Genomic DNA, 16,011 nt, shown 5'->3' with positions numbered 1-16,011 from the left:
TAGCCGATGGTAGGAATAATTGGCAGAAAATTGGGTATGACAACAGTTTTCGATGAAACTGGCAATGCTATAGCAGTAACAGTTGTAGAGGCTGGGCCATGCACAGTTATGCAGGTTAGAGATAATGAGAAAGATGGCTATAATGCTATTCAATTAGGTTATGGTGCTGTAAAAGAAAAGCATTTAAAAAAGCCACAAATAGGGCAATTTAAAAAAGCAAATTTAGAGCCTAAGAAATATTTAAAAGAATTTAGGTTAGATGATTCAAGTGCTTATACAGTTGGTCAGGAACTTAAAGTAGATATATTTCAAGCGGGCGATTTTATAGATGTTAGTTCTTTGAGCAAAGGTAGAGGATTTGCCGGCGTAATGAAAAGACATAATTACGATGGTGGTCCTATGAGTCATGGTTCTAATTTCAGAAGAAGAGCAGGTTCTATAGGTTGTAACAGTTACCCTGCAAGAGTATGGAAAGGCAAAGGTATGCCTGGTCATATGGGTAATACTTTAACTACTATACAAAACTTAAAAGTAGTTGAAATAAGACCAGAAGATAACTTGATTATGATTAAAGGTTCTATACCTGGAGCTATAAACGGTATAGTAAAAATCACTCAAGCAGCTAAGAAGAAAAATAAGAAGAAGAACTCAATGACTAAATAATAAAAGCAGGATGATAAAATGGAAGTAGTAATACTAAATGAAAATGGAGATAGCGTAGGTAATTTAGAGGTAGTTGACGAGATATTCAAATCAGAAGTTAACAACAATCTACTTTACGAAGCAATCAAAAATGAGTTGGCGAACAGACGTCAAGGAACTCACTCTACTAAAACAAGAGCAGAAGTTTCAGGAGGCGGTAAAAAGCCTTGGAGACAAAAAGGTACAGGTAGAGCAAGAGCAGGTTCTACACGTTCACCAATTTGGGTAGGCGGTGGTAAAACACATACTCCTAAGCCTAGAGATTATAGTTATAGATTGCCTAAAAAGATGAAACGTAAGGCTCTATTGTCTGTTTTATCTTTGAAATATGGTAACAATGTTCTTAAAGTTTTTGAGGATTTCACTTTTGATGCTCCAAAGACAAAAAGAATGGCAAGTTTTATAAGTAAGGTTAAAGAGCCAAATAGCAGAAAAGTAGCATTTGTAGTAGGTAAAGATGAGTCATTAGGTGATAATTACAATAAGTTATTATTATCTTTAAGAAACATCAAAGATTTAAAGCTTGTAAATGCAGACAGTATGTCTATACATCCTTTATATTATGCTGATGAAGTATACTTTACTAAAACAGCTTTATCTAAATTAAATGCTAGAATTAAGGGATAATAAATATGAGCATGTATTCACTTTTAATTGAGCCTATACTTACAGAAAAGAGTAATATCCTTAGAACTGAGCCTAAAGGAACAGAGAAGCGTTATTATGTATTTAGAGTAAGACAGGACGCTAATAAGCAAGAGTTGAAGAAAGCGGTTGAAAAAATATTTAATGTACATCCGCTAGATTGTAAGATAATAAATGTAAAGCCTAAGAAGAAAAATCGCAGAATGAGCAGACGCGGTTATACACGCAGTTATAAAAAAGCGATAATAGTTCTCGATGGCAAAGAATCAATAGATATAGTAAAATAAGTTGAGGGATACCGATGGCTATTAAGAAATTTAAACCGACAACACCAAGTTTACGTTATCGTACAGTAGTTGATTTTTCGGATATAACAACAAATGAGCCTTGTAAATCATTAGTATGCGGTAAAAAACGCATAAGCGGAAGAGGTTCAAACGGTCGTATCACTATGCGTCGTCGTGGTGGTGGACACAAGAAATTATTTAGATTAGTAGATTTTAGAAGAGATAAGCATGATATAGAAGCTAAAGTAGTTTCTATAGAGTATGATCCTAACAGAACAGCTCGTATAGCTCTTTTACATTACACAGATGGTGAAAAAAGATATATAATATGGCCATTGGGACTTAATGTAGGCGACAGAGTTGTTAGCGGAGAAAATGCTAAAGTAAAAGTAGGTTGCACTTTACCTTTAAAAAAGATACCTTTAGGTACTATAATACATAACATAGAAATAACACCAGGAAAAGGTGGTCAGCTTGTTAGAGCAGCAGGCGGTGGTGCTCAGATAACAGCAAAATCTGGTGGTTATTGTGTAATAAGACTTCGCTCTGGTGAAGAGAGAAGAATATTAGAAGATTGTTATGCTACTATAGGACAAATCGGTAACTTAGATCATTTCAACACTACAGACGGTAAAGCTGGTACTACTAGACATAAAGGTAGAAGACCAAAAGTAAGAGGTGTTGTAATGAACCCAGTAGATCACCCACACGGTGGTGGTGAAGGTAAGAGTGGACAGGGTAACCCACATCCAGTATCTCCTACAGGTGTACCTACTAAGGGATATAAGACTAGAAAGAAAAACAAATATTCTGACAGATTAATAATTAAGAGAAGAGGGGGTAAGAAATAATGTCTCGCTCTATTAAGAAAGGACCTTTTGTAGATAAAAATCTTTTCAAGAAGATACAAGCTGGAGATAACAAGCACCAAATAAAAACTTATAGCCGTGCTTCAACAATTATTCCAGAGATGATAGGTTTTACAATCAATGTACATAATGGTAAAACATTTGTAGCAGTTTATGTACAAGAGAATATGATAGGTCATAAATTAGGTGAATTTGCTCCTACTAGAACTTTTCGTTCACATGCAGGTGCAGCTAAGGTAGCTAAGAAATAAGGAATTGGACTATGGAATATAAGGTAAAGGTACGTTATTTACGCATAGGTCGCAGGAAAGTAGCAAGATTACTTCCTTTCGTTAAAGGTGAGTATGTTAACCATGCTATCGCTAATCTTACAACTATGCCACAAATGTCATCAGTTGTACTTAGAAAAGCTATAAAAAGCGGTATAGCAAATGCTATTTCTCAGACTAGAACTATTAACCCAGACACTTTATGGGTTAAGACAGCTTTTGTTGATAAAGCACCATCATTGAAACGCATAAGAGCAGCAAGTCGTGGTAGTGCTGATCCTATATTAAAAAGAAATTCACATATTACTATAGTATTAAGTGATGAAAAAAAACCTGAGAAGAAAAAAATTAAGAGAGTTGCAAAAAAAGAAGAAGCAGCTAAAGTAGCGGAGGTATAAACTATGGGTCAAAAGGTTAGTCCAATAGGTTTAAGACTCGGAGTTAATAAAACTTGGTCTAGTAAATGGTTCGAAGATGGCAGAACTTATGCAGATAGTTTGCATGAAGATTTATCTATAAGACGCTATATAATGAACTATTATTATAAGACATTAAAAGAAGAACAGAAAAAAATTGGCGGAAAGAAAGAGTCTTTTGATCCTGCTATATCTGACATACAAATAGTACGTTTCCCAGATAGAATCAATGTATTTATTTCTACTGCAAGAGTAGGAGTAGTTGTAGGTCCTAAGGGTCAGAGAGTTGAGGCTGTTAAGGCTGCTGTACAAAAGTTAGTAAAAAAGCCTATTAATGTTTCTATATCAGAAATCAAAGAGGCTGAATTAGATGCTACATTGGCAGCACAAAGCGTAGCTCGTCAATTAGAAATGCGTGTTGCTTTCAGAAGAGCTATGAAGAGTGTTATCACTCAAGCTATGAAGAAAGGTGCTAAAGGTATAAAAGTTATGTGTTCTGGTCGTTTAGCAGGTGCAGATATCGCTAGAACAGAACAGTACAAAAATGGTTCAGTACCTCTTCATACAATAAGAGCAAATATAGATTATGGTACTGCTGAAGCTTCTACTACATTTGGTATCATCGGGGTAAAAGTGTGGATATATAAAGGCGAGATTCTTGATAAGAAAGAAAGCAAACAAGATGATGCGGGTAAAGTTATCAGTGCTAAAGGAGATAGATAATGTTACAACCATCAAGAACTAAGTATCGTAAACAGCATAGAGGTAGAATGAAAGGTAAGTCCAAAAGAGGAAGTAACTTAACTTTTGGAGATTATGGTTTAATGGCATTAGAGCCTGTATGGCTTACAGATAGACAAATTGAAGCTGCACGTATTGCTATATCAAGACATGTTAAACGTGTAGGTAAAATGTGGATAAAAGTATTTCCAGACAAGCCTTATACTAAAAAGCCAGCAGAAACAAGAATGGGTAAAGGTAAAGGTAACGTTGAATATTGGGTAGCAGTTGTAAAGCCAGGTAAAGTTATATTTGAAATAGCAGGTGTACCAGAAGAATTAGCACAGTCTGCTTTCAGATTAGCTGGTTTCAAGCTTCCTATTAAAACTAAGTTCATTAAGAGGGAGGCTATATAATGGCTAAGAATAATAAAGATTATAAGTCATTAGGTTTAGAAGAGCTTAAGGGTGAACTTCTAAAATTAGAAAAAGAATATCAAGAGCATAGATTTGAAAAAGTAGTTGGTGATGCAAGACAAACTCATCAATTAAAGAAAGCTCGCAAAGATATAGCTAGAGTTAAGACATTTATACGTCAGCATGAACTTGGCATAAAAAAATAGTGTGAGGTATTACTGTGGAAAACAAAGCAAAAAAATATAAAAGAGTACTTGAAGGAATTGTAGTTTCTGATAAAATGGATAAAACTATAGTTGTAAAAGTAGAGAGTAAACAGAAACACCCCCTTTATGGTAAGACTATAAGTAAGAATAAACGCTATAAAGCTCATGATGAAAAAAATGAATGTTTAGAAGGCGATTTAGTAAGAATAATAGAGTGCAGACCTATTAGTAAAGATAAAAAATTTAGATTAGTAAAAATCGTTAAGAAGTCTGAGCGTGTAGAGAAAGATTCTATGGATAGCGATGTAGAAAGCGTATTAAAACGTGAGAAGCATGCTCCAGAAGCAGCAGTTTCTTCACAGGTTGAAGGAGAGTAAGAATTATGATACAAGTACCAACTACTCTTAATGTAGCCGACAACACAGGCGTAAAGAAGTTGAAATGTATTAAGGTATTAGGAGGAAGTAGACGCAGATATGCTACTTTAGGAGATGTTATAGTTTGTTCTGTAACTGATATAATCCCTACTTGCTCTATAGAAAAAGGTAAAGTTGTAAAAGCTGTAATAGTAAGAGTAAAGAAAGAAGTTAGACGCCCTGATGGTTCATACATACGTTTTGATGAGAATGCAGCTGTTATAGTAGACGATAAAAAAGAGCCTCGTGGTAAACGTATATTCGGACCTGTAGCTCGTGAACTTAGGGATAAAGGCTTTATGAAAATCGTATCACTTGCACCAGAGGTAATATAATTATGATAAAGAAAAAAGATTTTAGTAATACAAAATACAAAATAAAAAAAGGCGATACTGTTGAAGTGATAGCTGGAGAGCAGAGCGGAGAACGCGGTGAAGTATTGTCTATAGACAGAGCAAAGGGAAGAGCTTTCGTAAAGAATATTAACATGATTAAAAAAACTATGCCTAAAAGTCAAGAGAATCAAAAAGGCGGTATAGTTGAGAAAGAGGCTTCTATACATATATCTAATCTTATGTTGGTTGACAAAGGCGGTAAAACTACTAGGGTTGGAAGAAAAGAAGTTGATGGAAAATTAAAAAGATATGCCAAAAAATCAGGCGAAGTTCTTGATAAGTAAGTAGGAGTTATTAAATATGTCAGTATTGAAAGATAGATATGAAAATGAAATAAGACAATCTTTGTTAAAAGATATGAATTTAAGCTCCTCTATGGCTATACCTAAAATAGAGAAAATTATTATCAATATGGGTATTACTCAAGCTGTAACAGATAAAAAATATGTTGACTCTGCTGTAGAAGAACTTAGTCAAATAGCAGGTCAGAGAGCTGTTATCACTAGAGCTAAAAAGTCTATAGCTAACTTCAAATTAAGACAAGGTATGCCTATAGGTTGTAGAGTAACTTTGAGAGGAGAGAGAATGTATGACTTCTTGGAAAGGTTAATATTTATAGCTTTACCAAGAGTAAGAGACTTCCAAGGTATTCCTAGAAGAGGTTTTGACGGAAGAGGTAATTACAATTTAGGTATAAAAGAGCATATTATATTCCCAGAAATAAGTTTCGACAAAACAGATGCTGTTAAGGGATTAAATATAACAATAGTAACAACTGCAGATAATGACGATATGGCTCGCACTTTATTAGAACGTATAGGTTTGCCATTTCGTGCTGCACCTAAAAGTCAGGAGAATAAATAATGGCTAGATTGGCACTTAAAGTTAAAGCTACAAAAAAACAAAAATATAAAACAAGACAATATAATCGCTGCCCTATATGTGGAAGACCTCGTGCTTATATAAGACAGTATAAAATGTGTAGAATCTGTTTTAGAGATTTAGCAAATAAAGGTTTAATTCCGGGCGTAACTAAGTCTAGTTGGTAATTTAAGGAGAGTATATAAATGAGCGTACATGATCCAATAGCAGATGCTTTAACTGTAATTAGAAATGGTTGTAGAGCAAAAAAAGAGAATGTAACTATACCTTTTTCTACAAAAATGGAAAATATACTTGCAATTTTGAAAAAAGAAGGGTATATTAATGACTTCAAAAAAGTAGAAGTAAAAGATAAAAATTTCTTCCGCATAGAAATAGATTTGAAATATTATGAGGGAAATTCTGTTATAGAAGGTATTCAAAGAGTATCAACTCCAGGTCTTAGAGTTTATACATCAGTAGATACTATTCCTCAAGTAAAAAATGGTTTCGGTATATCTGTAATCTCTACTAGTAAAGGTGTAATGACTGATAAAGAAGCTAGAAAAGAGAAAGTTGGCGGCGAAGTTTTATGTTATGTATGGTAATATAAATTGAGAGAGGGTATTTATAATGAGTAGATTATCAAATAAGCCTATAGCTATTCCTCAAGGCGTTGAAGTAAAAATTGACGGCCACAAAGTAGTAGTAAAAGGTAAAAGAGGGGAGTTGACAAGAGAGTTTTTTGATTATATAATACTTGAACTTGAAAATAATTCTCTTTGGGTTAAACCTCCTAAGATTGATAGCACTGATGAAGAAGCTATAAAAGAAAATAAAGCTAAGTATTCTGCTAAATTAGGTTTAGTTTGGAAACTTATTTCTAACATGATAGAAGGTGTTAATACTGGTTATAAAAAAGTATTACAATTAGAAGGTACAGGTTACCGTTCTAATGTTCAGGGAGATACTTTAACATTACAATTAGGTTTTTCTAGTGATGTAAAAATGAAAATCCCTGAGGGTATCAAAGTAACAGTAGAAAAAGACACTAAAATCATTATAGAAGGTAATGATAAAGAGAAAGTAGGCGAACTCGCTATGAATATTAAAAAGAAAAGACCTGTTGAGCCTTATAAAGGTAAAGGTGTAAGATTTGAAGGCGAGTATGTTAAAATGAAAGAAAGTAAAAAAGCTGCTAAGTAAGGGGTAAGCTATATGAGTTTAAGAGAAAAAATTAAAGCTCAACGTGAAAGAAGAAAGAGAAGTATACGTATAAAAATAGAAGGAAGTTCAAAGCGTCCTAGACTTACAGTTTATAAAAGTCTTAAATATGTATCTGCTCAAATAATAGATGATAGTAAAGGATTAACTTTAGTATCAGCATCTTCTCAAGAGAAAGATTTAAAAAGCGGTAAAAATGTAGATATAGCTAAAGAGATAGGTAAAGTATTAGCTACTAGAGCAAAAGAAAAAAATATTAGTGAAGTAGTGTTTGATAGAAACGGCTATATATATCATGGAAAAATAAAATCCTTAGCTGACGGTGCTCGTGAAGCAGGATTGAAATTTTAAGGAGTATAACCTTGGCACACGATAATAACGAAGAAAAAAGTATGTTTGAAGAGCGTCTAATAACTTTAAACAGAGTAGCTAAAGTTATGAAAGGTGGAAGACGTTTTAGATTTGCAGCTTTAATGGTTTTAGGTGATAAGAACGGACATGTTGGTTTAGGTTACGGTAAAGCTAATGAAGTACCTGATGCTATAAGAAAAGCTATAGAACAGGCTAAAAAGAATATGATAGAAGTTAACCTTAAAGGTGAAACTATTCCTCATAATACAGTTGGTGTATTTAGAAGCAGCAGAATAATAATGAAACCAGCTTCTAAAGGTACAGGTGTAATATCAGGCGGTCCTGCACGTGCTGTATTAGAATTAGCAGGTGTAAAAAATATTCTTTCAAAATCTTTAGGTAATAACAATTCTATGAACTTAGCTAAAGCTACTTTTGAAGGTTTAAAATCTTTACAAACTGTTCAAGATATGGCTAATAAAAGAGGAATTAGTGTTGACCAGATTTATGGGAGGGCTGAATAATGGCTAAAGTTGTAATAACATTAGTTAAATCTCCTATAGGCTATGAAAAGTCTCAAAGAGATACTGTTGTAGCTTTAGGTTTCAAGAAAAGCAGAAGAGTTGTAGAACACGAAGCAACTCCTCAAATAAATGGAATGATTAATAAAATATCACATCTTTTAAAAGTAGAGTATAAGTGAGGGCTAGAGAATGGCACAGGAAAATACAAAAATATTAAGAGCTCCAAAAGGATCAAGCAAAAATCGTCATAGAGTAGGACGCGGACAAGGTTCTGGTTGGGGTTGTACTGCAGGAAGAGGTGATAAAGGTGCTCAGTCTCGTGCAGGTTACAGCAGAAGAGCTGGTTTTGAAGGCGGACAGATGCCTTTACATAGAAGAATTCCTAAAAGTGGTTTCACTAATGCTGCTTTCAAAAAGTCTGTAGATGTTATCAATGTTGGAGACTTAGATTCATTAGGTGCTACTGAGATATCTAGAGAGGCTTTAGTTAAATTAGGTTATTTATCTTCTACTAAAGATTATATAAAACTTCTTTCTATGGGTGAAGTAAAAAGTGCTATTACTATTACCGTTGATCTTGCTAGCAAAAAAGCTATAGAAAAGATTGAAAAATCTGGCGGTAAAGTTATAATACATGAACGTAAAAAATATATTAGAGAAAAGAAGTAAGGTTGTTTATAAATGTTTAAGTCATTAACTAATATATTTAGAGTACCAGAATTAAGAAGCAGGATACTGTTTACAGTTCTTGCTATTTTGGTATATAGAATAGGCAGTCATATTCCAACTCCAGGTATAGACCCAACTGCTCTTTTGGGCTTTTTATCATCAGCTCAAGGTGGCGGCGGTCTTTTAACTATTATGGATTTATTTTCTGGCGGTGCTTTGTTTAGATTTTCTATATTAGCACTTGGAATTATGCCTTATATATCCGCTTCTATCATCATGCAGCTTTTAGGTGTTGTTATACCAGCACTTGAGAGAATGCAAAAAGAAGGTGAAAGTGGTCGTAAAAAAATTAACCAATATGTTAGATATCTAACACTTGGTCTTTGTGTGGTTCAATCTGCAGCTATGGCTAGCTGGATTCAAAGTATAAATGAAGGTGCTATGATATTTATGAGACCTGGTTTAGGTTTTATACTTCTCGTAGTGATTACAGCTACTACTGGTACCATGTTCTTAATGTGGCTAGGTGACCAAATTACAGAACGCGGCCTTGGTAATGGTATATCTGTAATAATTTTCGCTGGTATTGTTGCTCGTATTCCTGCAGGATTCTATGATGTTATACAGAAAAAAGATACTGATTACTTAAACTCATTGGTAATAGTTCTTTTCTTTATAATATTTGCTATAGTAATATTCTGTGTAGTTTATGAAGAGAGCGGACAGAGAAGAATACCTGTTCAATATGCTAAGAGAGTTGTAGGAAGAAAGGTTTTTGGTGCACAATCAACTCATATACCTTTCAAGATTAACCCATCTGGTGTTATACCTATAATATTCGCATCTGCTTTGATGGCTATTCCAGCACAGATTGCTAGTTTAACAAGAGGTGTTCAATGGAGATGGTTGGACGCTTTGCTTAGATTTTTCTCTTATGGAAGCTGGGCTTATATAATTCTTTATTGTCTTTTGGTTATTATGTTTGCCTATGTTTATACATCTGTACAATTTAATCCAGATGATATAGCAGAGAATCTTAAAAAACAAGGCGGATTTATCCCTGGTTACAGACCTGGTACACAAACTGCTGAATATCTTAAAACGGTATTAAGCAGAATAACAATAGGTGGTTCATTATTCTTGGCTGCTATTGCTGTGTTCCCAGATTTAATGTCTAAGATTCCTGTATTTGCTCCTTTCAAAGGAACTAACAATTCTTTGGTTTATTTGATGGGTGGTACATCTGTAATGATTAGTGTAAGTGTTGCTGTTGAATTATTAAAACAAATAGAGTCTTACTTGCAGATGCATAACTATGATGGTATATTGAAGAAGTCTAAGGTGAGAAGGTAATTAATATGGCAGAGAAAGAAAATATAGAGGTAGAAGGTACAGTAGTAGAGCCTCTTCCTAATGCTACTTTTAGAGTAGAGTTAGAGAATGGTCATAAGATATTGGCACATATTTCTGGAAAGATGCGTATGAACTTTATTCGTATACTTCCTGGGGATAAGGTAACTATAGAAATGTCGCCCTATGATTTAACAAAGGGTAGAATAATTTATCGTTATAAGTAAAATAATGGAGAACATTTAATATGAAAGTAAAAAGTTCGGTAAAAAAACGCTGCAATGACTGTCAAATAGTAAGAAGAAAAGGCGTAGTTAGAGTCATATGTAAGAAAAACCCAAGACATAAACAAAAACAGAAGTAATTAATTTAAGGAGATAATTAGTATGGCACGTTTAATGGGTGTTGAAATAAGAAATAATAAAAGAATAGAAATCGCCCTAACAGATATATATGGTATAGGACGTACTTTAGCACATGTAATTTGTGATAAGGCTAATATAGATTATTCTATTAAAGCTAAAGACCTTACAGATGCTCAAATTACAGCTTTAAGAGATGCAATAGAAGCCACAACTAAAGTGGAAGGAGATTTGCGTACAGAGCTTTTTAATAATATTAAACGTTTAAAAGATATTCACTCATATCGCGGAATGCGTCATATAAAAAGACTTCCAGTACGCGGACAAAGAACAAGAACTAACTCTCGTAACGCTAGAGGCGGCGGAGCTAGAAAAGCTATAGCTGGTAAGAAAAAAGCACCAGGTAAGAAGTAAAAATAACTAATGGGGGAGAATAGTGGCTACTCAAAAAGGTAAAAAAACACTAAAAGATAAAAAAATAAAAAAAGATAGAAAAGTAGAAGCTTTTGGTATAGTGCATATAAAAGCTAGCTTTAATAATACAATAGTTACTATCACTGATAGAAACGGTGATACTTTATCTTGGGCTAGTGCTGGCTTAGATGGAGAATATAAAAGTAGTAAAAAATCTACTCCATTTGCTGCACAGGTTGCTAGTGAGAAGGCATCTAAAAAAGCTTATGAGATGGGTGTAAGAGAAGTTGAAGTTTATGTAAAAGGTCCTGGTATGGGTAGAGAAAGCTCAATCAGAGCTGTAGAAGCTGCAGGATTAAAAGTAAAACTTATTAAGGATGTTACACCAATGCCTCATAATGGTTGCCGTCCTCAAAAAAGAAGAAGAATATAATTAATTGGGAGATAAATAATTATGGCTAGATATAGAGATGCAAGTTGCAGATTATGCCGTCGTGAAAAAATGAAACTTATGCTTAAAGGCGAGAGATGTCTTACGGCTAAATGTGCTATAACAAAAAAGAGAGAAGTTCCAGGTCCTACTAACCGTAAAATGAAACAATTATCAGAATACGGTATTCAGATGAGAGAAAAACAAAAAGTTAAACGTATTTATGGAATATTAGAAAAACAATTCAGAAATTATTATCATGAAGCTAACCGTGTAGCAGGTGTTACTGGTGAAAACTTACTTAGATTATTAGAGCTTCGTCTTGATAATGTTGTTTATAGACTTGGTCTTGCTAAAAGCAGAGCTCAGGCTAGACAATTTGTACAACATGGTTTCATTAATGTTAATGGAAAAACTATGTCTGTACCTTCTTATAGTATGAAAGTTGGAGATAAAGTTTCTTTCTCTCAGAGAGGAAATTCTATTGCTCAAGTAAAAGAATTGCTTGATGGTTTAAAAAGTGAGTATGTTCCTGCTTGGTTAAGTTTAGATTTATCTGCTAAACAAGGTGAAATAGTAACATTGCCAATAAGAGAACATATAGAGTATCCTATTAATGAACAACTCATTATTGAGTATTATTCTAAGTAATGGAACTCTTTGATAAGGGGTATTGAAAGAATGGCATTAAAAGAAATATTAGAATCTATTAGACATCCGCATAGAGTTACATTTGAAGCTAGAGATTTAACTCCTAATTATGGTAAATTTGTAGCACAGCCTTTTGAGAGAGGATATGCCACTACTATTGGAAATGCTCTAAGAAGAGTATTATTATCATCTATACCTGGATATGCTATCACTGCTATCAAAATAGATGGCGTTACTAATGAATTTGAAAATGTTCCTGGTATGAAAGAAGACACAATAGTGATGATTATGCATCTTAAAAATGTTGTAGTAGCTCTTCCTGAAAATGTTGATGCTAAAACTATACATATTAAAAAAGAAGGTCCTTGTACAGTTACTGCTGGTGATTTTGCTCAAGCTGATGCTGATGTATCTGTATTTAATCCAGAACATCATATTGCTACTATAGCTGAAGGTTATACTTTTGAAATGGATGTTCAGATAGAATCAGGTTATAATTATGTGCCTGCTGAAGTGAATATGGAGTTGCTTGAAGATGTGAATGCTATAGCTATAGATGCTATATATTCTCCTATAGTAAGTGTAAAATTTGCTGTTGATGATGTTAGAGTGGGTCAGCGTATAAATTATTATGGTAAGCTTACTTTAGAAATAGAAACTAAAGGTAATATTGCCCCTGAAAAAGCTTTATCTTGGGCAGCTAAATTACTTAGAGATAATCTCACTCCTTTTATGCTTCCTGAAGAGGCTAATGGTGATGATGAAAAAATAGAAGAAACTCCTAAAGATTCTGTACTTGATTCTTTAAAAGATAAACATGTTGAAGAAGTTGAGTTTTCTGTTAGAACTGCTAATTTCTTAATATCTTCTGATCTTAAAACTTTAGATAAAGTTGCTCTTAAAACTGATGCTGATTTGTTAAGATTAATCGGTGCTAACGAAATGATTATAGAAGAGATTAAAGAAAAGCTTGCAGAATATAATGCTCATCTTGGTATGAGAGGCTAATAAAATTAAGGATAATGTATGAGACATAGAGTTACTGTTAAAAAATTTAATAAAACTACTGCCCACAAAAAGGCTATGTTTAACAATATGATAACTTCTCTTTTCAAATATGAGAAAATTGAAACTACTAAAGAGAAAGGTAGAGCTTTAAAACAGTTAGCTGATAAGTTAATTTATAGAGCTAAAGTTGATAATGTTCATAATAGAAGATTAGTTTCTAAATATGTAAAAGATAAAGCAATACTTGCTAAACTTTTCAAAGATATTGCTCCTAAGTATGCTAATAAAAATGGTGGATTTGTAAGAAAAATCTTATCATATAAAAGATTTGGTGATGGAGCTGATATGTGTATTGTGATGTTATGCGATTCTGACAGTTCATCTGCTAATAAAACTGAAGCAAAATAAAAAATAATTTTATAACAATTTAAAATAATAATCGTTTATTAATCTAATTATATATAAACAAAAGTAAATTTTATGTGTTGGTTATAGTTTTTATAGACTATAACTTACATATAAGGTTTATGGAGGTTACTTATGTCTGAAGATAACAATTTAGAGTTTTCTGCTGATGAAAATGTTGTGCCTTTGAAAAAAGTAAGAAAGGTAAGAAAAGTCGTTAGAAAGGTAGTTGCTAAGACTCAAGAAGAAGAAAAAGAAGAAATTCCTAATGATGAAGATAATACTAAAGAAGAAGAGAGTGCTAATAAAATTCAAAGACCTTTTGATGTACTTTATATTAGCCAATTAAGTGTTTTAACTTTTGACGAATTAATAGATTTTGCTGAAAATTATGGCATTAAGAAAGATACTAATAGCAATTTAAGAAGACAAGAATTAATGCATTTAATAGTAAAATCTCATATTAATTTAGAAGGTAAAGTTGTTGCAGAGGGTACATTAGAAACTTTGCAAGACGGATTTGGTTTCTTACGTTCTAAAAACACAAATTACTTAGTAGGTTCTGATGACATATATATCTCTCCTGCACAAATTAGACTTTTTGGACTTAGAACAGGAGATGTTATTAGCGGAGAAGTAAGACCTCCTAAAGATAATGCAGGTGAAAAGTTTTTTGCTTTACTTAGAATAGAATCTGTTAATGGCGAAAAACCTGATAATTTGCATAGAAGACCTTTATTTGATAAACTTACTCCAATATTTCCTAATGAAAGAATTAATTTAGAGTTTGCTCCAAATAAAATTTCTACTCGTATTATAAATTTAGTATCTCCTATAGGTAAAGGTCAGAGGGGATTAATAGTAGCACCTCCTAAAGCTGGTAAAACTATGATGCTTCAAGAGATTGCTAATGCTATATGTAAAAACTATCCTGATATCAAACTTTTCATTCTTCTTATAGATGAGCGTCCTGAAGAGGTTACTGACATGAAAAGACAAGTTCCAGAGGCTGAAGTTATTGCTTCTACTTTTGATGAACTTCCAGAGAAGCATTGTCAAGTTTCAGAGATGGTATTAGAGAAGGCTAAGAGATTAGTTGAAAATAAACATGATGTTGTAATTATATTAGATTCTATAACAAGACTTTCAAGGGCTTATAACTTAGTAGTGCCTGCAAGCGGTAAGGTATTAACAGGAGGAGTTGATTCTAATGCACTTCATAAGCCTAAAAAATTCTTCGGTGCTGCTCGTAATATAGAAGAGGGCGGCTCTCTTACAATAATCGCTTCTGCTTTAGTTGATACTGGAAGTAAGATGGACGATTATATTTACGAAGAGTTTAAGGGTACTGGTAATATGGAGCTTCATTTAGAGAGGAAGTTTGCTAATAGAAGAATATTCCCTGCTATTGATATTGATTCTTCTTCTACTAGAAGAGATGATTTACTTCTTAATGAGGAAGAGCTTGCTAAGATGAATCTTGTTAGAAGCGTTCAGGGTCAGGGTATCAATATTGATGAATACGACTTTATTGAGAAGATGATAGCTAAAATGAAAAATACTAAAGATAATTCTGAGTTTTTAAAATTATTAAACTCATGAGGTTTTAGTATCAATGTCTGACAAATATGATGATGAGAGGCTATTTAAATTTTTTGTAGAGCATGGATATTTTCCGAGAGATTATGAAGAAAATAAAGTGCTAAAAAAAGAAAATGAAACATCAAATAAAAATACTCTCAATCATTCAGCTAAAAATGAAGAATATAAAGAAACCTATAAAGATAATATAACTAATAATTATACTGTAAGTGAAGAAGAGAGACTTTTATTTTTAAATGCTATTAAAAACCTTGATTGCAGCAATCATTCAAAAAAAGAGCTTCCAAAAAATAATATCAAATTTAAGCCAAAAATAAAAAATGCCGTTCCAAAAGAAAGAATAGATTTGCATGGTCTTACAGCTGATAGGGCTTTAATTGAGGTAAAGCATTTTATCGGCGAATGCAAAAAAAATAAAATAAGCCCAATACTTATAATACATGGAAAAGGGTTTGGAAGCGAAAATAAAATACCAGTATTAAAAAACGCAGTTGAATATTATATTGCTACAGAGGGAAAGCCTTATATAAAATATGTTTCAGATGCTCCGAGGGAATTAGGAGGCTCTGGTGCTAAATTAATTTATTTGAATTTGTAATTATTAGTATATATCTAAACAATTACAATTTCTAAAAAAATAAAGTTATATATTATTTTTGATACTGGGCTTTGCCCACCACTCTGTGTGCTTACGCAAGACCCCCACTTCTTTTGCGACCGAAGGAAGTACCTGTGTGTATGGCCAAAAGAACCAAAAAGACTGCAATTTTTTAGCTAAAAATATTGGTATTATCTTTTTATATATTCCTAGGATATTAG

30 protein-coding genes are annotated in these 16,011 nt (G+C 33.0%); all 30 read left to right on the top strand.

From position 1 onward, the window contains the following. Nucleotides 1-6: 6 nt before the first annotated feature. The 30 genes from rplC (at nt 7) to E6A48_RS00680 (ending at nt 15,790) form a co-directional block, all read left to right on the top strand. On the top strand, nt 7-663 hold the full coding sequence (rplC, locus tag E6A48_RS00825) for a 50S ribosomal protein L3 (protein WP_013243970.1): 657 nt from the start codon (nt 7-9) through the stop codon (nt 661-663). An 18-nt stretch (nt 664-681) separates the two neighbouring features. Continuing rightward, nucleotides 682-1,329, top strand: a complete 648-nt coding sequence (gene rplD, locus E6A48_RS00820) for a 50S ribosomal protein L4 (protein ID WP_013243969.1) — start codon at nt 682-684, stop codon at nt 1,327-1,329. Between the two features lie 11 nt (nt 1,330-1,340). After that, nucleotides 1,341-1,634 (top strand): 50S ribosomal protein L23, encoded by a 294-nt coding sequence (gene rplW, locus E6A48_RS00815; protein WP_173385055.1) that lies wholly within the window; start codon nt 1,341-1,343, stop codon nt 1,632-1,634. A gap of 14 nt (nt 1,635-1,648) precedes the next feature. Then, on the top strand, nt 1,649-2,485 hold the full coding sequence (rplB, locus tag E6A48_RS00810; RefSeq protein WP_219708120.1) for a 50S ribosomal protein L2: 837 nt from the start codon (nt 1,649-1,651) through the stop codon (nt 2,483-2,485). Continuing rightward, nucleotides 2,485-2,754: a 30S ribosomal protein S19 gene (gene rpsS, locus E6A48_RS00805; RefSeq protein ID WP_013243966.1), complete on the top strand. Its 270-nt coding sequence runs from the start codon at nt 2,485-2,487 to the stop codon at nt 2,752-2,754. The genes rplB and rpsS overlap by 1 nt, the downstream gene beginning before the upstream one ends. Before the next feature lie 11 nt (nt 2,755-2,765). Next, complete coding sequence (rplV, locus tag E6A48_RS00800; protein WP_014933898.1) at nt 2,766-3,170, top strand: 50S ribosomal protein L22; 405 nt, start codon at nt 2,766-2,768, stop codon at nt 3,168-3,170. Between the two features lie 3 nt (nt 3,171-3,173). Continuing rightward, complete coding sequence (gene rpsC / locus E6A48_RS00795; protein WP_013243964.1) at nt 3,174-3,911, top strand: 30S ribosomal protein S3; 738 nt, start codon at nt 3,174-3,176, stop codon at nt 3,909-3,911. After that, nucleotides 3,911-4,324 carry a 50S ribosomal protein L16 gene (gene rplP / locus E6A48_RS00790; RefSeq protein ID WP_014933897.1) on the top strand — a complete coding sequence of 138 codons (414 nt, stop codon included), beginning with the start codon at nt 3,911-3,913 and terminating at the stop codon, nt 4,322-4,324. The genes rpsC and rplP overlap by 1 nt, the downstream gene beginning before the upstream one ends. Beyond that, on the top strand, nt 4,324-4,530 hold the full coding sequence (gene rpmC, locus E6A48_RS00785) for a 50S ribosomal protein L29 (protein WP_013243962.1): 207 nt from the start codon (nt 4,324-4,326) through the stop codon (nt 4,528-4,530). The genes rplP and rpmC overlap by 1 nt, the downstream gene beginning before the upstream one ends. Nucleotides 4,531-4,544: 14 nt before the next feature. Further along, nucleotides 4,545-4,907 carry a 30S ribosomal protein S17 gene (gene rpsQ / locus E6A48_RS00780; RefSeq protein ID WP_157152070.1) on the top strand — a complete coding sequence of 121 codons (363 nt, stop codon included), beginning with the start codon at nt 4,545-4,547 and terminating at the stop codon, nt 4,905-4,907. A gap of 5 nt (nt 4,908-4,912) precedes the next feature. Continuing rightward, a complete protein-coding gene (gene rplN, locus E6A48_RS00775) occupies nt 4,913-5,281 on the top strand; it encodes a 50S ribosomal protein L14 (protein ID WP_014933895.1) in 369 nt (122 codons plus the stop codon). Nucleotides 5,282-5,283: 2 nt separating this feature from the next. Next, on the top strand, nt 5,284-5,625 hold the full coding sequence (gene rplX / locus E6A48_RS00770; protein ID WP_013243959.1) for a 50S ribosomal protein L24: 342 nt from the start codon (nt 5,284-5,286) through the stop codon (nt 5,623-5,625). A gap of 16 nt (nt 5,626-5,641) precedes the next feature. Next, nucleotides 5,642-6,205, top strand: a complete 564-nt coding sequence (gene rplE / locus E6A48_RS00765) for a 50S ribosomal protein L5 (RefSeq protein ID WP_219708119.1) — start codon at nt 5,642-5,644, stop codon at nt 6,203-6,205. After that, a complete protein-coding gene (locus E6A48_RS00760; RefSeq protein ID WP_008723403.1) occupies nt 6,205-6,390 on the top strand; it encodes a type Z 30S ribosomal protein S14 in 186 nt (61 codons plus the stop codon). The genes rplE and E6A48_RS00760 overlap by 1 nt, the downstream gene beginning before the upstream one ends. Before the next feature lie 18 nt (nt 6,391-6,408). After that, nucleotides 6,409-6,810, top strand: a complete 402-nt coding sequence (gene rpsH / locus E6A48_RS00755; RefSeq protein WP_013243957.1) for a 30S ribosomal protein S8 — start codon at nt 6,409-6,411, stop codon at nt 6,808-6,810. Nucleotides 6,811-6,835: 25 nt separating this feature from the next. Next, the gene (gene rplF / locus E6A48_RS00750) at nt 6,836-7,408 is read left to right on the top strand and encodes a 50S ribosomal protein L6 (RefSeq protein WP_013243956.1); all 573 of its coding nucleotides are present in this window, start codon (nt 6,836-6,838) and stop codon (nt 7,406-7,408) included. Between the two features lie 12 nt (nt 7,409-7,420). Continuing rightward, nucleotides 7,421-7,777 carry a 50S ribosomal protein L18 gene (gene rplR, locus E6A48_RS00745; protein WP_013243955.1) on the top strand — a complete coding sequence of 119 codons (357 nt, stop codon included), beginning with the start codon at nt 7,421-7,423 and terminating at the stop codon, nt 7,775-7,777. Between the two features lie 11 nt (nt 7,778-7,788). Beyond that, nucleotides 7,789-8,301: a 30S ribosomal protein S5 gene (gene rpsE, locus E6A48_RS00740; RefSeq protein WP_014933894.1), complete on the top strand. Its 513-nt coding sequence runs from the start codon at nt 7,789-7,791 to the stop codon at nt 8,299-8,301. Further along, nucleotides 8,301-8,480 carry a 50S ribosomal protein L30 gene (gene rpmD, locus E6A48_RS00735; protein WP_219708118.1) on the top strand — a complete coding sequence of 60 codons (180 nt, stop codon included), beginning with the start codon at nt 8,301-8,303 and terminating at the stop codon, nt 8,478-8,480. The genes rpsE and rpmD overlap by 1 nt, the downstream gene beginning before the upstream one ends. 10 nt (nt 8,481-8,490) lie before the next feature. Continuing rightward, on the top strand, nt 8,491-8,970 hold the full coding sequence (gene rplO / locus E6A48_RS00730) for a 50S ribosomal protein L15 (protein ID WP_219708117.1): 480 nt from the start codon (nt 8,491-8,493) through the stop codon (nt 8,968-8,970). A 12-nt stretch (nt 8,971-8,982) separates the two neighbouring features. After that, on the top strand, nt 8,983-10,323 hold the full coding sequence (secY, locus tag E6A48_RS00725; RefSeq protein WP_013243951.1) for a preprotein translocase subunit SecY: 1,341 nt from the start codon (nt 8,983-8,985) through the stop codon (nt 10,321-10,323). A 5-nt stretch (nt 10,324-10,328) separates the two neighbouring features. Continuing rightward, nucleotides 10,329-10,547 carry a translation initiation factor IF-1 gene (infA, locus tag E6A48_RS00720; RefSeq protein ID WP_013243950.1) on the top strand — a complete coding sequence of 73 codons (219 nt, stop codon included), beginning with the start codon at nt 10,329-10,331 and terminating at the stop codon, nt 10,545-10,547. 20 nt (nt 10,548-10,567) lie between these two features. Beyond that, nucleotides 10,568-10,684, top strand: a complete 117-nt coding sequence (rpmJ, locus tag E6A48_RS00715) for a 50S ribosomal protein L36 (protein ID WP_014933892.1) — start codon at nt 10,568-10,570, stop codon at nt 10,682-10,684. Between the two features lie 22 nt (nt 10,685-10,706). Next, nucleotides 10,707-11,096, top strand: a complete 390-nt coding sequence (gene rpsM / locus E6A48_RS00710; protein WP_013243949.1) for a 30S ribosomal protein S13 — start codon at nt 10,707-10,709, stop codon at nt 11,094-11,096. A gap of 22 nt (nt 11,097-11,118) precedes the next feature. Further along, the gene (gene rpsK, locus E6A48_RS00705) at nt 11,119-11,529 is read left to right on the top strand and encodes a 30S ribosomal protein S11 (protein WP_013243948.1); all 411 of its coding nucleotides are present in this window, start codon (nt 11,119-11,121) and stop codon (nt 11,527-11,529) included. A 21-nt stretch (nt 11,530-11,550) separates the two neighbouring features. Beyond that, on the top strand, nt 11,551-12,177 hold the full coding sequence (gene rpsD / locus E6A48_RS00700) for a 30S ribosomal protein S4 (RefSeq protein ID WP_219708116.1): 627 nt from the start codon (nt 11,551-11,553) through the stop codon (nt 12,175-12,177). A 30-nt stretch (nt 12,178-12,207) separates the two neighbouring features. Beyond that, on the top strand, nt 12,208-13,185 hold the full coding sequence (locus tag E6A48_RS00695; RefSeq protein WP_219708115.1) for a DNA-directed RNA polymerase subunit alpha: 978 nt from the start codon (nt 12,208-12,210) through the stop codon (nt 13,183-13,185). Nucleotides 13,186-13,203: 18 nt separating this feature from the next. Next, nucleotides 13,204-13,593 carry a 50S ribosomal protein L17 gene (rplQ, locus tag E6A48_RS00690; protein WP_157152060.1) on the top strand — a complete coding sequence of 130 codons (390 nt, stop codon included), beginning with the start codon at nt 13,204-13,206 and terminating at the stop codon, nt 13,591-13,593. Nucleotides 13,594-13,725: 132 nt separating this feature from the next. Continuing rightward, nucleotides 13,726-15,192, top strand: coding sequence for a transcription termination factor Rho (rho, locus tag E6A48_RS00685; RefSeq protein WP_219708114.1), 1,467 nt, complete (start codon nt 13,726-13,728; stop codon nt 15,190-15,192). Between the two features lie 13 nt (nt 15,193-15,205). Further along, entirely contained in the window at nt 15,206-15,790 is a 585-nt protein-coding gene (locus tag E6A48_RS00680; protein ID WP_219708113.1) for a Smr/MutS family protein, read from the top strand. Nucleotides 15,791-16,011: the final 221 nt, after the last annotated feature.

The organism is Brachyspira pilosicoli (genome assembly GCF_019402445.1).
Taxonomy (GTDB): domain Bacteria; phylum Spirochaetota; class Brachyspiria; order Brachyspirales; family Brachyspiraceae; genus Brachyspira; species Brachyspira pilosicoli_B.
The sequence above is the reverse complement of the archived record's forward strand: the minus strand, read 5'-3'. Positions and strand labels throughout refer to the sequence as shown.

Coding starts and splice junctions, on each gene's coding strand:
- rplC (WP_013243970.1), top strand. CDS start 7: ATGGTAGGAATAATTGGCAGAAAATTGGGTATGACAACAGTTTTCGAT.
- rplD (WP_013243969.1), top strand. CDS start 682: ATGGAAGTAGTAATACTAAATGAAAATGGAGATAGCGTAGGTAATTTA.
- rplW (WP_173385055.1), top strand. CDS start 1,341: ATGTATTCACTTTTAATTGAGCCTATACTTACAGAAAAGAGTAATATC.
- rplB (WP_219708120.1), top strand. CDS start 1,649: ATGGCTATTAAGAAATTTAAACCGACAACACCAAGTTTACGTTATCGT.
- rpsS (WP_013243966.1), top strand. CDS start 2,485: ATGTCTCGCTCTATTAAGAAAGGACCTTTTGTAGATAAAAATCTTTTC.
- rplV (WP_014933898.1), top strand. CDS start 2,766: ATGGAATATAAGGTAAAGGTACGTTATTTACGCATAGGTCGCAGGAAA.
- rpsC (WP_013243964.1), top strand. CDS start 3,174: ATGGGTCAAAAGGTTAGTCCAATAGGTTTAAGACTCGGAGTTAATAAA.
- rplP (WP_014933897.1), top strand. CDS start 3,911: ATGTTACAACCATCAAGAACTAAGTATCGTAAACAGCATAGAGGTAGA.
- rpmC (WP_013243962.1), top strand. CDS start 4,324: ATGGCTAAGAATAATAAAGATTATAAGTCATTAGGTTTAGAAGAGCTT.
- rplN (WP_014933895.1), top strand. CDS start 4,913: ATGATACAAGTACCAACTACTCTTAATGTAGCCGACAACACAGGCGTA.
- rplX (WP_013243959.1), top strand. CDS start 5,284: ATGATAAAGAAAAAAGATTTTAGTAATACAAAATACAAAATAAAAAAA.
- rplE (WP_219708119.1), top strand. CDS start 5,642: ATGTCAGTATTGAAAGATAGATATGAAAATGAAATAAGACAATCTTTG.
- E6A48_RS00760 (WP_008723403.1), top strand. CDS start 6,205: ATGGCTAGATTGGCACTTAAAGTTAAAGCTACAAAAAAACAAAAATAT.
- rpsH (WP_013243957.1), top strand. CDS start 6,409: ATGAGCGTACATGATCCAATAGCAGATGCTTTAACTGTAATTAGAAAT.
- rplF (WP_013243956.1), top strand. CDS start 6,836: ATGAGTAGATTATCAAATAAGCCTATAGCTATTCCTCAAGGCGTTGAA.
- rplR (WP_013243955.1), top strand. CDS start 7,421: ATGAGTTTAAGAGAAAAAATTAAAGCTCAACGTGAAAGAAGAAAGAGA.
- rpmD (WP_219708118.1), top strand. CDS start 8,301: ATGGCTAAAGTTGTAATAACATTAGTTAAATCTCCTATAGGCTATGAA.
- rplO (WP_219708117.1), top strand. CDS start 8,491: ATGGCACAGGAAAATACAAAAATATTAAGAGCTCCAAAAGGATCAAGC.
- secY (WP_013243951.1), top strand. CDS start 8,983: ATGTTTAAGTCATTAACTAATATATTTAGAGTACCAGAATTAAGAAGC.
- infA (WP_013243950.1), top strand. CDS start 10,329: ATGGCAGAGAAAGAAAATATAGAGGTAGAAGGTACAGTAGTAGAGCCT.
- rpmJ (WP_014933892.1), top strand. CDS start 10,568: ATGAAAGTAAAAAGTTCGGTAAAAAAACGCTGCAATGACTGTCAAATA.
- rpsM (WP_013243949.1), top strand. CDS start 10,707: ATGGCACGTTTAATGGGTGTTGAAATAAGAAATAATAAAAGAATAGAA.
- rpsD (WP_219708116.1), top strand. CDS start 11,551: ATGGCTAGATATAGAGATGCAAGTTGCAGATTATGCCGTCGTGAAAAA.
- E6A48_RS00695 (WP_219708115.1), top strand. CDS start 12,208: ATGGCATTAAAAGAAATATTAGAATCTATTAGACATCCGCATAGAGTT.
- rplQ (WP_157152060.1), top strand. CDS start 13,204: ATGAGACATAGAGTTACTGTTAAAAAATTTAATAAAACTACTGCCCAC.
- rho (WP_219708114.1), top strand. CDS start 13,726: ATGTCTGAAGATAACAATTTAGAGTTTTCTGCTGATGAAAATGTTGTG.
- E6A48_RS00680 (WP_219708113.1), top strand. CDS start 15,206: ATGTCTGACAAATATGATGATGAGAGGCTATTTAAATTTTTTGTAGAG.